Consider the following 12,334-nt stretch of genomic DNA (forward strand, 5'->3'; position numbering starts at 1 on the left):
GTCCATGTCCTCGGCGCGGTGCCGGAAGCGGGCGGCGATGAAGCGGACCAGCGGCATGTTGAGCTCGATGATCGTGCCGCGCACGTAGCTGTAGGTGCGGCTCTCGCGGGCGAGCCCGGCCAGGCGCGCGAACAGCGCGTCGCTCAGTTCGCGCGCCTCGGACTTGCCCATGGCGCGCAGCTCGGCCTCGGTCGGGCGCGCGGGGCAGTCGGTTTCCAGAGGGGTGGCCAGCGGAGTGGCCGGAGGGGCGGACACTTGCTTCTCCTGGGCAGCGGGGTGGTACCCGGCATCGCGGACGCACTGGCGCGCGCATGCTGCGGGTTCTTCCCCCAGGACCTGTGCCCGGCTTCTTCAAGCGAAGGTCCTGGTGCACCCGGCGGGGTGCTGGAGCGGCCGGCGGGTCCCGCCGCGGCCGCCGCATGGTTGTTCTACCCGACAGGCGACATCGAATTCACGTTTTCATCCGGTTTGTTGGTTTTTCTCCGGATACCTGGGCAGACGCCGAGCCGAAGGCTCTCGCACCACGGAGGAGGCCACCATGATCGTCCTGGGAGTCATCCTGCTGATCATCGGTTTCGTCACCGGCATCAGCGTTCTGTGGTCCATCGGGATCATCCTCACCCTCATCGGGCTCGTCCTGTGGATCTTCGGGGCCGTGGGACACGCCATCGGAGGCCGACCCCACTACTGGTGACCGACGGTTCACAGCGTGCGCAGGACCCGCTCGCACTCGTGGCAGCGCAGATCGGCGAGCGCGAGCGGGTACCACGGCTCGCCAGGCCGGGTCGGCCGGTAGTGCGCGTGCTCCATCGGACCGGTCTCCAGCCCGCACAGCGTGTACGGCTGCGGGTCCTCGGGCACGTCGGGATCGGCCCCGGCGGCGTGCACCGCGATCACCGCGGGTTCGACACCCTCCGCACCGATGGCCCCGTCCGGCTCCAGTTCGAAGAGCACGATGATCGACCCCATGCATCGAGGCTCGGACACCGCCGTGGGCCCCACACCCCGGAGTGGGCCGTCCGAGGTGTCGGCCCACTCCGGGGTGTGGGGCAGGGCGGCCCGGCCGCTCGCTCGTTCAGGGCGCCCGGGTGTCGGCCGCCGGCGGCGCGGGGGGTTCCTCGTCGTCCCCGTCGGCCTTGGCCCGGACGTCCTTCGGGGTGGGCGCCACGATGCTCCGTTCCTCCGCGGACCGCTCCCGTGTCGTCTCGTCCTCGTCCCGCGAGGTGGGGTCCTGCTCGGGGATGCCCGTGTCATCCGTACTCATGGCTTCGCTCCTTCGTCAGGTCTGGTGGTCGCGACGGTGCGCCGCAGCGTTTACCCCGAACGTGGTGCTCGATGCGGGGAAGGACCGTTTCCGGTCAGCCGCGGCCGTCACCGGAGCGGCCGTGCGACCCGCCGTGGACGGAGGGGGCTGCCTGACGAACGGCCGTGCGCCGCAGCACCACCAGGGGCAGGACGAGCCAGGAGGTGGTGAACCAGAGCAGGACGGCGCCGCTGAGGATCCAGGCGGCGGCCGCGTTGCCGGTGGCGGTGCGCAGCAGGAGCAGCAGGGCGGCGGTGATGGTCAGGGCCAGGGTGACGAGGCCGGCGGCGATGAAGTGGCGGGCGACGTGGACGAGTTCGGGTTTCATGCCGCGGCCGGCGAGGAAGCGGTGGAACGCCACGGGTGCGACGAGGGCGCCGGTGGCGACGGCGCCGAGGACGACGGTGGCCACGTAGAGGTTCTGGTCGAAGTCGGGCAGGTCGGCGAAGCGTGGGGTGAAGGCCACGCTGATGAGGAAGCCGAAGAGGATCTGCGCGCCGGTCTGGCACACGCGGACCTCCTGGAGCATCTCGTTCCAGAGCCGGTCGGCCCGTTCCTGGGGCGTCTCGTGCCGGCCTCGGCCGGGCGGGTCGTCGTCCTTCGCCACGGTCGTTCTCCTACGGGCGGTGCCGTTCCCGGGCAGGCCGGACGTACTGCGCCCTCGGGGTGGGTGGTCAGGGGCGGTCTTCGTGGTGTCCGCAGAGCCAGGCCAGCGCCCGGTAGGCGCCGAGGGCGTAGGAGGCGTCCGCGCGTTCGTGCAGGGCGTCGCGCAGGCGGACGGCGGCGGCCTGGCACTCGGCCAGCAGCTGCGCCCGGCCCGGCCCGGTGGTGCCGGGCGCGGCGGCGGCCGTGATCGGCGCCGAGACCTGGGCCCCGGCGGCCCACCGGTAGGACCCCAGGACCCCGTGGTCGAAACCGGTCCACGGCTGCGGGCGTCGGCCGGCCGCCTCGATCGCGTCGAACACCTCGTCCAGTCGGCGCACCCCCACGGCCGGGATCGTCGTCTCGTCACTGGTCATGCCCGCAACCTACGTCCACCCGGCACCACCCGCCCCTGGAACGGCAGCCGGGGCGGGGGCCGTCGGCGGGCGGCGCCGCCCAGGGCGCGACCGGGCCCGGAGCCCCCTCCGTCACCGCGCCCCGGGGTCGGCGGGGCCGCGGGCCCGGTCGCCTTCTTCTTCCGTTCCGGATGGGTCCGGCGGCCCGTCCTCGTCCTGCTCGTCCCCGTCCTCCTCGTCCTCGTCGTGGAAGGAGACGTCGACGTGCTGTTCGGGGCGGCGTTCCTCCTGTCGGGCGACGGACGACAGGACCTCCTCGTCGGCGTCGGTGAGCGGGGGTTGCAGGATGCTGCGCGGCCACAGCCGGCGGGCGAGCACGACGTTGGTCTCGGCGGCGTACACGGTGATCTGGGCGGCCAGGTAGAGCCAGAACAGCAGGCCGATGACGGTCGCGAAGAAGCCGTAGACCTGGCCGGCGTGGCGCAGCTCGTGGGCGACCAGCACGGCGCCGAACGCCTGGAGGAGCGTGAACAGCGGGCCGGCGAGTGCGCAGCCCGGCCACAGCGCCCTGGTGGGGACCTCCTTCGGTGTGAGCACCCGGAAGCAGAGCAGGCACAGGGCGGCGTTCAGCAGTGCGGACACCAGCAGGCCCCCGACGCGTGCGGGCAGCCCGGCCAGGGCGGTGCCGACGAGCGCCGCGGCCGCGGTGGCGAGCAGCAGCCCGGCGGCGAGGATCGCGAACAGCAGCAGGCTGCGGCCCAGCCGGGGCCAGTAGCCCGGCCGGTGGACTCCGGGGACGTTCCAGATCTCGGCCATGGCGTGCTGGAGTACCTGGGCGATGCCGAGCGCCCCGTACAGCAGCCCGAGCATGCCGATGGCCAGCGCCAGCCCGCTGCCCTGGAGGGAGTGGACGTTCTGGCGCAGCTGGTCACCGATGATCGGGAAGTCGGCGAGCGCGGAGTCGACCACCGCCCGCTGGGCCCCCGGGTGGCCGTGCAGGACGAAGCCGAGGGCGGTGCTGAGCAGGAGCAGCAGCGGGATCAGGGCGACGAAGCCGTAGTAGGCGATCAGGGCGGCGAGCAGTCCGCCGCGGTCGTCGCCGTACTTCTTGACGACCCCGACGGCCAGCCCGGGTACGCGGTGGCGTTGCTGGTAGGCGTCCAGGGTGCGCAGTGTTCGTTCGACCGGATTCACACTGCCGCGCTTGCCCTGGTCGCGGAGGTCGACACCTCCGTCCCGCCCTGCCGGTGCCCGGGGCGGTGGCCGAGTGTCCTTCGGCGGCCGCTACCCGGCCGCCGGGTGGGCGGTGAGGTGGGCCAGGTGGTCGACGACGTCCGCCAGCGAGTGGCGGCGGGCGAAGAGGGCGTGCTGCCGGTCGGCGCCGGTGCCGCAGGTCAGCTGGCGGTGCAGGAGGAGGCGGGTGAGTTCGAGGTCCCCGGTCCGGGCCAGGGCGGGAGCGGCCAGTTCGAGCAGGTGCTCGCTGAGCGCGAGGGCGTCGGACCGGCTGAGGTCCCCGAGGTGGACGTGGCAGCCGCAGAGCCCGCCGCTCCGCTGGTCGGCGGTCCGGCCCGCACCGGCCGCGGGCCCGCCGGGCGCGCGGCGAGGGCCCGGTGGGGCGGGGAGGGATGTCGTGTCATGGCGCTGCGCTGCGGCCGAGAGGATCTCGCCCGGCCGTCTTTCCCGACTCGGCAGCCGGAAACGTGCGGTGCCGGCGGCCTGTCCTCGGAACGTGCATGGGATGCCGGCTGCCGGGCAGACGCCGCGCGGGCGGAGGACTCCGCCCCGTCCCGAGAGGAGTCCACACGATGGGTACCCACGACAAGCTGCGCAACGTCGCGGAGAAGGCCAAGGGCAAGGTCAAGGAGACCGCCGGGCGGGCCACGGGGGACCGCACGATCGAGGTGAAGGGCCGCGCGGAGCAGGTGAAGGGTGATCTGAAGCAGGCCGGCGAGAAGGTGAAGGACGCGAGCAGGGACTGAGCCGGCGCCCGGTGGCCGTCCCCCCGGGGCGGCCGCACTCCTCCGACGGCCGGGGCGGATCCGGGCGACACACCACCCGAGCACACACCCGAACGCAGCAGGCGACCGGTAGTGTCCCACCGTGATCAACGGGGCGCATGTGGTCATCTACAGTCGGGACGCCGAAGCGGACCGTGCGTTCTTCCGGGACGTGCTCGGGTACCCCCACGTCGACGCGGGAGGCCAGTGGCTGATCTTCAAGCTGCCCCCGGCGGAGATCGCCGTGCACCCCTCCGAGGGACCGGAAACGCACGAGTTGTTCCTGATGTGCGATGACATCGGTGAGACGGTGGCCGAACTCGCCGAGAAGGGCGTGGTGTTCACCCGGCCGGTCAGTGACGTCGGCTGGGGTCTGCTGACCGCGCTCGAACTGCCCGGCGGCGGCACCCTCCGGCTCTACGAGCCGCGGCACGCCCGCGCCCACACGTTGTGACGACTTTCTGACGCCACGTCAACTATCGCTCTGCGGACCGGTGAGGTTCTTGGTGAGCCACTCCAGGGCCATCGGGATCAGCTTCTCGAAGTCCACGGTCTTGTGCCGGCCGCCGGGCTGCTCGTAGTACTCGACGGTGGTCGGGGGGACGGCCTCGGCGGCCGACCAGTCCCCGGTGAGCCGGAACACGTGGTTGTACACCGCGCGCGCGTACGTGTCGAAGAGCTGCCCGAACACGCCCCGGTCACCGGCCCGCACCCGAGTCCGCACATCTGGATCCGAACAGTCCACGCCCACTGTCTGGTGCGACGGCGCAGTCCGGTTCCCCTGACGCACGTCACACGGCTCCGGCGCGCACCGTCAGCCCGCTCGCCCATGGTCCGACCGCCGGCACCACCCGCTTCTTACCGAAACGCCGAAGAAAAATGCTGCGGAAATTCCCGTTCCAACCCGGAGCCTGCTACGGTTGTGGAAGTTGCAGTTTTGGTTCCCATGAACTCTATGTGCGCCTGCTGGTTCCCAGCGCGGGCGTATTTTTTTTCTGAGATCCCGGCGGGTCATCAGTGCGGCGACGGATAGTCCGCGCAGTGCGGTCTACAGCGCCTTTGAAGGAGAATTTTTATGGCTTTCGGCATCGTGAAGTGGTTCAACACGGAAAAGGGCTTCGGCTTCATTCAGCAGGAAGACGGCGGCCCGGACGTGTTCGCCCACTTCTCGAACATCAACGCCGCAGGCTTCCGCGAGCTGATGGAGGGCCAGAAGGTCGAGTTCGACGTCACGCAGGGCCAGAAGGGCCTCCAGGCGGAGAACATTCGCCCCCTCGCTCTCTGACATCCCCCGCTGCGCGATTTTCGATTCGCAGCGGAAAACCGGGGCCCGTACCGCACAGGCGGTACGGGCCCCGGCCCTTGCCCAGGGCCGCGGTGGCGACGACGTCCGGCGAGCAGGCGGCGGTAGGAGCGGGTCCGGTCCGGCTCCAGGCGCCACAGCTCGTCGAGCGCGTCGAGCCTGGCGGCCCGGGCCTCGGCGAGGTCGCCGGCCCTGCGCCGGCGGCGCTTCCAGGCGCCCACCGCGTAGTCGTCCAGCCCGCAGGAGGGGCGCGGGACGACGGCCCCTAGGCTGGCGGGCATGGCAGGTTCTCAGCGCACCTTCAGGCATGCGGACGGCGAACGCATCCCCGGCACGTGGCGACACGTGTTCATCCACAACGGCGGCACCTACTTCCTCAGCGATCTGATCGTCTACGCCGACGGTCTGATCGACTGTTGGGGCCTGGTCACCCTCGATCAGTTCGCCGAGAAGCTGCGCAGCGGGTGGGTCGCCACCACGCTCGAGGAGGGCGCGCGGGCGTCGGCCCACCATGTGGGGGCGTGGACGTTCGGCGAGGTCCAGTGGTCGACGACACCGGAGGAACTGCTGGGCGAGGTCCGCGACGAGATCGACCGCCTCAACGACCGGCCCGACTCGGCCGGCCGCTGCCGGGCCGCGGCCGCGGAGTTCTGCGCCGACCCGAGCGAGGAGCGGCGCGCCGCGCTGCGGGAGGCGTACCTGGCCATCCCCCGGCATCTGCGCCGCTACGCGCTGGGCGACATGGACCGGAAGGACTGGCCGCTGAAGGTCCTCGCCTTCGGCCCCGGGGCGCCCCTGCCCGGCGACGGGTCGATCGTCACCGACGAGATGCACCGGAAGGCGCTGGAGTACTTCGCCGAGCGTGATCTGGCGCGCAACCGGGCCGCCGCGCGCCGCCCCGTGGACGGCGCGGACGTCGCGCACGCCCCGGCCGTCGAGCTGAACCAGGTCTTCTACCCCAACGGCTGGCCGGCCGACCCAGGCCCGCTGGTCCTGCGCAACGAGTACCCGGCGCCGATCGAGATCGACGGTGCGGTGTACCCGACCGTCAGCCACGCCTACTGGGCCCTGTCGACCCTGGACGATCGTCACCGAGAAGCGATCCGTACCGCGGACACCCCCTATGCCGCGCAGCGGGCGGCCGGGGATGCCACTCGGCGGGCCGGCTGGGAACAGGCCCGCGCCGCGGTGATGGCCCGGCTGCTGCGTGCGAAGTTCGCCCAGCACCCCGGCCTGGCACAGGTGCTGACCCGGACCGGCGACGCCACCGTCCTCTACACCGACGGGGACTCCCGTTACTGGGACTGGCACGGCGAGGTGGGGCGCAACTGGATGGGACGACTCCTCGAACTGGTCCGCGCCGAACTTGCCGCGCAACAGCACGGCCTGACCGGCTGAACAAGAAGGCGTGGGCTCGGTCGCACCCGGCGGGTAGTCGGCCGGCATGGCCCGCCACCTGGTTCCGTTGTCGACCAGGTATACGACAACAGGGCCTCCTGGACTGCTTGTTGGCGTAGATGCCTTCGGGTCGTGACCGTCCCGGCTTGGGCGGGCCGGGACGGCTACCCGTTCGGTCGCGGGGTCAGCCGGCGGCGGTCTCGGCGTGCCGGGTGAGCGCGTCCAGGAGCGCGCTCTGGTGGTCGGTCAGCTTGCCGTCGGTGCGGGCCTTGTCCTGTTTGCGCAGCCAGGTGCCGGGCCGGAACGTGGGGTCGTCGCCGAGGCCGGTGCGGTTGGCGGGGCCGGTGAGGGTGCCGCCGGCGGCGAGGTAGGCGAGCAGGCGGCGGTAGGAGCGGTTCCAGTCCGGCTCCGTGCGCCACAGCTCGTCGAGCGCGTCGAGCCTGGCGACCTGGTGCTTGGTGAGGTTGTCGGCCTTGCGCTGGCGGCGCATCCAGGCGCCCACCGCGTAGTCGTCGAGCTTCGCGGTCGCGGGGATCGCCAGGTGGCCGTGCTGGTGGTGGAAGGCGGCGGCGTAGGCGTAGCCGCGTTCCCAGGCGTTGGCGTGCTTCGACCAGATCATGCCGAGCGCGTCCAGCTCCGAGACGCGGGCGGGGTCGAGCAGGCCCTGGCCGTGGAGGTGGCGCTGGCGGGTGAGCCAGGAGATCAGCTCGGTGTGCTGCGTGCGGTCGGTGGGGTCGAGGTGGCCGTGCTGGAGGTGGAACAACGCGGCGGCGGCGTGCATCCGCTGCCATTCGACGGCCCGCGGGTTGAAGGCGCGGAGTTTGACGGTCCGGAGGATCTGCGCCGCGTGGTGGCGGGCGTTGATCTTCAGCCACTCGACCGGCGACTCCGGTGCAGTCGGCTGCTGCTCGCCCTCGGGGGCCTGGGCCGTGGTGGTGTGCGCGGTGCCCTGGGCGCGGTGGCCGCGCAGCTCGGTGATCCGGCCGACCACCCGGGCGTCGTGCGCGGCCAGGGCCCGCAGGACCCGCCAGATCGTGCGGAAGGAGGACGCCTCGATCTCGGCGTCGGCCTCGGCCTTCACCGCCTCGCCGGCGTCGTGGACCTCGGCCGGGTCGGCGGTGGCGGTGTCGTCGGCGACCGCGGGGGCGTCGCCGACCGGGGGCGAGGGCAGGTAGACCGGGATGATGACCCAACTGACCTTGCCCTGGCGGTAGGACTGGCGCAGCGCGCGGCCGACGGCCTGGACGATGTCGATGATGCTGGATTTGGGGTCCGCGAAGCAGATCGCGTCGACGGCGGCGACGTCGATGCCCTCGGCCAGGAGGCGGGCGTTGCAGATGATGCAGCACTGTTCGCCGTCCTCGCCGGTGGAGGCCTTGAAGGTGGCGAACGCGGCGCGGCGGTCCTTGAGGCGGTCCGTGCCGGCCACGGCGAGCGCCGTCACCCGTTCCGGCCGGTCCGCGTCCGGCAGCAGCTCTGCGGCCGCCGGCAGGCTGGCGGCGAACTCCCGTGCGCCGGAGACCCTTGAGTGGAAGGTGATGACCCTGCGCAGGTCCAGGTCCGCGACGGCGCGCAGTACGGCGACCTGGAGGGCCAGGCGCAGCAGTTCCTCGTTGGTGCGCTGGGCGCGGAGGTCGGCGACGGCGGGCAGGTTGAGGAGGTCGCGCAGGTCCTCGTCGGTGACGACGGGGACGAGGACGCGGTAGTCGGCGAGGTACCCGTGTTCGATGCCCTGGCCGAGGGTCCAGGTGTAGACGGTCCTGCCGTAGGTCCGTTCGTCGTCCATGGAGCACAGCGCGGGCGGCTCGTCGGTGTCCTCGGTGCCGATGTCGGTGCCGGTGTCGGTGCCGATGTCGGTGCCGGTGCCGGTGTCGGTGGTGAGGTCGGCCAGGCCGTCCTGGGTCCTGCGGTCGTCGGCGATCCGCGGGGTGGCGGTGAGGTAGAGGCGGCGCAGCGCGGGTACGTCCGCGTCGTGGTGGACGGCGGCCCACGCCTTGCCCTGCGCCCCGGCGGTGCGGTGGGCCTCGTCGATGACGACCAGGTCCCAGGCGGGCAGGGCGAACTCGCGGTGGGCCTGGACGATCCGCTCCAGCGAGGCGTAGGTGGCGTACACGGTGACCGGCCGGCCGTCCGGGGCGCCGTTGACCAGGTCGGTGATCCGGGCGGCCTGGGTGGTCACCCGGGCGTGGATCCGGCCGCCGGCCTCCGCGCTCTCCAGCGCCTCCTCGCGCGAGCACGCGGCCACCGCCAGGCCCCGCCGGCCGCCCTTCAGCGACCAGGACTCGGCGGTCTGCTCCAGCAGCTCGATCGTGGGCACGAGGACCAGCACCCTGCCGCGCGGGGCCAGGCGGCGGGCGCAGCCGGCGGCGATGAGGGTCTTGCCGGAGCCGGTCGCGGCGACCACCGTGGCGCGGCCGCCGTCCTTCACCTCGCGTACCGCGGCCGCGACGGCGTCCTTCTGGAACCAGTGCAGCGGCAGCGGGTTGCCCGTACCGGGCGGCTGGGCCGGGACGGACGGCTCGGCCTCGGCCTCGGTCTGGAAGGCGGGCGGCGCGTCCTGCTCTGCGGTGGTGGTCTCCACGGCGGTGGCTCTCCTTCGACGGCCGGGTGATGCGGGGAGGTGTCCGGGGTGGGGATGCACCTGACGGCGCGTGACGCGGCTCAGCCCCTGCGGTCTTCGACCGTCCAGTCGTCGCCCAGCTCGCGGCGCAGGGCCTCCAGTGCCGTGTCGGCCGCGCTCCGGAAGGATTCCTGCTGGTCCGGGGTCCAGGGCGAGGGACCGGCCGGGTCGTCCCAGTCGAGTGAGGACTGGTAGAGGTCGGCGAGCCGCGTGAGCTCGTTGCTGGTGGCCGGGGTGATCGGGAGCTTCTCCGGGGCGCACGGGAATCCGTAGGGGCTGTCGAAGTCGGGCATGGTCGACGGTCCTGGCCACAGTGGGGTGTCGACGCCGTACTCGAAGAAGAACCGCAGGTGATAGGGCATGCCGCAGCCTTTCACAGGGTTGGGCAGGTGGGTGGCCCGAGGCTCGCACCTGTGACTGCGCGCTTCAGTTGGCCAGTTGAGCGTCTTCAGTCGGTGGGCGGGATGGCGGCACCGCGGCACCCGAGCATGTGGCCGCCTACGCGGTCCTCCTGGCAGGACGTGACACGGCGGCAGCGGCGGCAGCGCGGAGCCCCGGGACGGGGCTGGACAGGACCGGTATGGCGGTCGTGGTGTGATTCGCAGCGGCTGCCATGGATGCTTGGGCGAGGACGATGACGTCCGCGTCGTCCACGGCCTCGACAGCGGCAGCAATGGCGCTCAGATAGCCGGCCTGGTCACCGGCTTCGAACCGACCCCAAGCGCCGTCGACCACCGTGGCCATCACCGTGACCGACCGGCCGGATCGAGCGGCTTCCTCATCGATGAGGGCCACTGTCGGGCCCACGGTGCCGGCCAGTGCGGCGATCACGACGATTTGTGTCGTGGTTCGGGCCCCACGGGGTGCAACGGCGACGGCGGCCACCGCCATCGGACGATCGACGCGCAACACGGGCACACCCAACGCCGCCGCCCGGGTCTCCGCGACGCCGCCAATCGTCGAGCAGGTACACAACACCGCTGCGGCCCCCTCGGCGACTGTCGAAGCAAGTGCTTGATCGATGTCCCCGGCAACGGCGTCGGGCCCGTCGGCCTGGGCCCTGGTGAGCAACTCCTCGGACACGACGTGCCGCAAGGGCAGGCCGGGGTAGTCGCGGTCGCGGAGCGTGTCGAAGACCGGGACGTGGACGGACGATGTATGGAGCAGCGCCAGCATGCGCGCGATGCTAGCGGCCGTGGTCGGAGTCCCCTCGCCGGGAGGGTGCTCAGGGCCGAACGCTCGATCAGCCGGCTCAACCACTAACCGGCCGGATGAAGCGCACCGGGGGCCGGTGGACGGCTACCCGGGGACCCAGCCGCGGACCTCCAGGTAGCGGATGTCCGCGTCCTCGACGGCGCGGCCGGTCTCCACCAGCCAGGCCTTCATGGCTTCGGTGACGTCGCCGTGGTGGTCCGCGACGCGTTGGGACCACTCGGCGGCGTCGAACCCGCCGGTGGAGGCGGAGCCGTAGGTGCGTTCCTCGGTGCCGTCGGCGCGGGGGACGAAGCCGCGGCGGATGCCGCCGGAGTCCTGTTCCGAGCCGGCCGAGTAGACGTACTGGTCGGCCTTCATGCGGACGGTGAAGGCGAGGCGGCCGCCGGCCTGGCCGGTCTCGTGGACGACCGGGGCGAGGTGGGCGGCGCCGGAGCGGATGGCCTGGCGTCCGGCGCGGCCGGCCATCGACTCGCCGGGCCGGCCGACGGTGTCCTTGCCGCGCACCCGCGCCTTCTGCCCGGTCCTGGTGGTGCGCCGCTCGGTGTTCGCCTCCGCGATCCCGGCGAGCGCCTCGGTGTCGCGTTCGCCGCCGCGCACCGCACGCACGAGCTGGCGCAGCGCGTCCACGAACGCGGCGCCCTTGCCCTTGGTGAAGAACTGGCTGACGAGCGAGGCGTCGCGGCCGAGCATCCCGGCGACCTGGCGCCTGGTGAAGCCCTGGTCGAGCAGCTCCTGGGTCAGGCGGGCGGCCTCGTTGGGGTTGTTCGGGTCCGCCGGGCTCACTGGTCAGTCCCCTTCGCGGCGAGTTCGGCGCGGCCCAGGGCGCGCAGCTTCAGGTACTCCTCCTGGCTGGTCGGGTGCGGCACCGGGCCGGTGAGATGGCCCTTGAGGAGGTAGTCGCCCGGCTCGCCCCGGTAGGGCCACGGCTGGCGTTCGGTCAGGGCGATGCCGTCGGTGCCGAAGTAGACGACGGTGCCGGGCTTCGCGTGGAGGGCGCCGGCGACGCCGACGACCTCCTTGCCCTCGCGGTACTTCATGTCCAGCAGCGCGGCCCGGGCGCCGGACCAGACGTAGGCGGCCCATTCCGGGTGGGCGTACGGGTCGTTGGAGAACCCGGACTGGCGCTGCCACGTCACCACCGTCCCGTTCTGGCCGAGGATCTCCGCCCCCGCCGGCAGCGCCTCGCCGACCGGGGTGGCACCGGAGATCAGCCGCGGGCGCTGCGCGAACCCGCCGAGGCCGAACAGCAGCACCGACCGGACGGCGCGGGAGGCGAGGTAGGCGGCGGTGCGCTGGCGTTCGTCCCCGTGCGCGCGGGAGAGGTTGGTCAGGTCCGCCCAGGCGGCCTTGAGGCGCTTGCCCCAGTCGTCGAGCGGCTTGCCGTCCTCCCACACCAGGCCGCCGAGGATCTCGACCCGCCACGGCGCGAGGTGGTTGGCGAGCGCGAGGTGGACCTCGGCCCCGCCCGCCCACGTGGTGAAGGTGGCGCCGGGCTCGGCC

Annotated in this window: 15 protein-coding genes and 2 pseudogenes; 5 read left to right on the forward strand and 12 right to left on the reverse strand. The window is 72.5% G+C overall.

What is annotated here, in order from left to right; all coding sequences use genetic code 11:
• A pseudogene (locus ABTY15_RS38600) lies at positions 1-255 on the reverse strand (RNA polymerase sigma factor SigF); the annotation flags it as partial.
• 283 nt (positions 256-538) lie between these two features.
• On the opposite strand from ABTY15_RS38600, the gene ABTY15_RS38605 reads away from it, so the two are divergent.
• Complete coding sequence (locus tag ABTY15_RS38605; protein ID WP_350606937.1) at positions 539-694, forward strand: DUF6131 family protein; 156 nt, start codon at positions 539-541, stop codon at positions 692-694.
• 8 nt (positions 695-702) lie between these two features.
• On the opposite strand, the gene ABTY15_RS38610 is transcribed toward ABTY15_RS38605, so the two are convergent.
• The 5 genes from ABTY15_RS38610 to ABTY15_RS38630 form a co-directional block, all read right to left on the reverse strand.
• On the reverse strand, positions 703-969 hold the full coding sequence (locus tag ABTY15_RS38610; RefSeq protein WP_350606942.1) for a hypothetical protein: 267 nt from the start codon (positions 967-969) through the stop codon (positions 703-705).
• Positions 970-1,075: 106 nt separating this feature from the next.
• Positions 1,076-1,264, reverse strand: a complete 189-nt coding sequence (locus tag ABTY15_RS38615) for a hypothetical protein (RefSeq protein WP_350606944.1) — start codon at positions 1,262-1,264, stop codon at positions 1,076-1,078.
• Positions 1,265-1,358: 94 nt separating this feature from the next.
• The gene (locus ABTY15_RS38620) at positions 1,359-1,910 is read right to left on the reverse strand and encodes a DUF6328 family protein (RefSeq protein WP_350606946.1); all 552 of its coding nucleotides are present in this window, start codon (positions 1,908-1,910) and stop codon (positions 1,359-1,361) included.
• 67 nt (positions 1,911-1,977) lie between these two features.
• On the reverse strand, positions 1,978-2,322 hold the full coding sequence (locus ABTY15_RS38625) for a hypothetical protein (protein WP_350606949.1): 345 nt from the start codon (positions 2,320-2,322) through the stop codon (positions 1,978-1,980).
• Positions 2,323-2,433: 111 nt separating this feature from the next.
• Positions 2,434-3,495, reverse strand: a complete 1,062-nt coding sequence (locus ABTY15_RS38630; RefSeq protein WP_350606951.1) for a YihY/virulence factor BrkB family protein — start codon at positions 3,493-3,495, stop codon at positions 2,434-2,436.
• A 611-nt stretch (positions 3,496-4,106) separates the two neighbouring features.
• Between ABTY15_RS38630 and ABTY15_RS38635 the strand changes: the two genes are divergently transcribed.
• Complete coding sequence (locus ABTY15_RS38635; RefSeq protein WP_350606954.1) at positions 4,107-4,280, forward strand: CsbD family protein; 174 nt, start codon at positions 4,107-4,109, stop codon at positions 4,278-4,280.
• Between the two features lie 121 nt (positions 4,281-4,401).
• A complete protein-coding gene (locus ABTY15_RS38640) occupies positions 4,402-4,752 on the forward strand; it encodes a VOC family protein (RefSeq protein ID WP_350606958.1) in 351 nt (116 codons plus the stop codon).
• Between the two features lie 18 nt (positions 4,753-4,770).
• On the opposite strand, the gene ABTY15_RS38645 is transcribed toward ABTY15_RS38640, so the two are convergent.
• Entirely contained in the window at positions 4,771-5,022 is a 252-nt protein-coding gene (locus tag ABTY15_RS38645; protein WP_350606980.1) for an RNA polymerase sigma factor, read from the reverse strand.
• Positions 5,023-5,373: 351 nt separating this feature from the next.
• Here ABTY15_RS38645 and ABTY15_RS38650 point away from each other — a divergent pair, with 351 nt between their 5' ends.
• Both ABTY15_RS38650 and ABTY15_RS38655 read left to right on the forward strand, forming a co-directional pair.
• Positions 5,374-5,583, forward strand: a complete 210-nt coding sequence (locus tag ABTY15_RS38650; RefSeq protein WP_350606961.1) for a cold-shock protein — start codon at positions 5,374-5,376, stop codon at positions 5,581-5,583.
• Positions 5,584-5,880: 297 nt separating this feature from the next.
• Positions 5,881-6,999 carry an NADAR family protein gene (locus tag ABTY15_RS38655; protein ID WP_350606965.1) on the forward strand — a complete coding sequence of 373 codons (1,119 nt, stop codon included), beginning with the start codon at positions 5,881-5,883 and terminating at the stop codon, positions 6,997-6,999.
• A gap of 184 nt (positions 7,000-7,183) precedes the next feature.
• Here ABTY15_RS38655 and ABTY15_RS38660 read toward each other — a convergent pair whose 3' ends face one another.
• From ABTY15_RS38660 to ABTY15_RS38680, 5 genes and pseudogenes are all read right to left on the reverse strand, one after another.
• Positions 7,184-9,580, reverse strand: a complete 2,397-nt coding sequence (locus ABTY15_RS38660) for a DEAD/DEAH box helicase (RefSeq protein ID WP_350606968.1) — start codon at positions 9,578-9,580, stop codon at positions 7,184-7,186.
• Between the two features lie 80 nt (positions 9,581-9,660).
• Complete coding sequence (locus tag ABTY15_RS38665; protein ID WP_350606972.1) at positions 9,661-9,981, reverse strand: immunity protein CdiI family protein; 321 nt, start codon at positions 9,979-9,981, stop codon at positions 9,661-9,663.
• A gap of 136 nt (positions 9,982-10,117) precedes the next feature.
• Entirely contained in the window at positions 10,118-10,795 is a 678-nt protein-coding gene (locus ABTY15_RS38670) for an arylsulfatase (protein WP_350606974.1), read from the reverse strand.
• Positions 10,796-10,918: 123 nt separating this feature from the next.
• A complete protein-coding gene (locus ABTY15_RS38675) occupies positions 10,919-11,617 on the reverse strand; it encodes a helix-turn-helix domain containing protein (protein WP_350606978.1) in 699 nt (232 codons plus the stop codon).
• Positions 11,614-12,334 (reverse strand): annotated as a pseudogene (locus ABTY15_RS38680) (hypothetical protein); the annotation flags it as partial. The pseudogene ABTY15_RS38680 and the gene ABTY15_RS38675, both read right to left, overlap by 4 nt.

Source organism: Kitasatospora sp. NPDC097643 (assembly GCF_040302625.1).
Taxonomy (GTDB): Bacteria; Actinomycetota; Actinomycetes; order Streptomycetales; family Streptomycetaceae; genus Kitasatospora.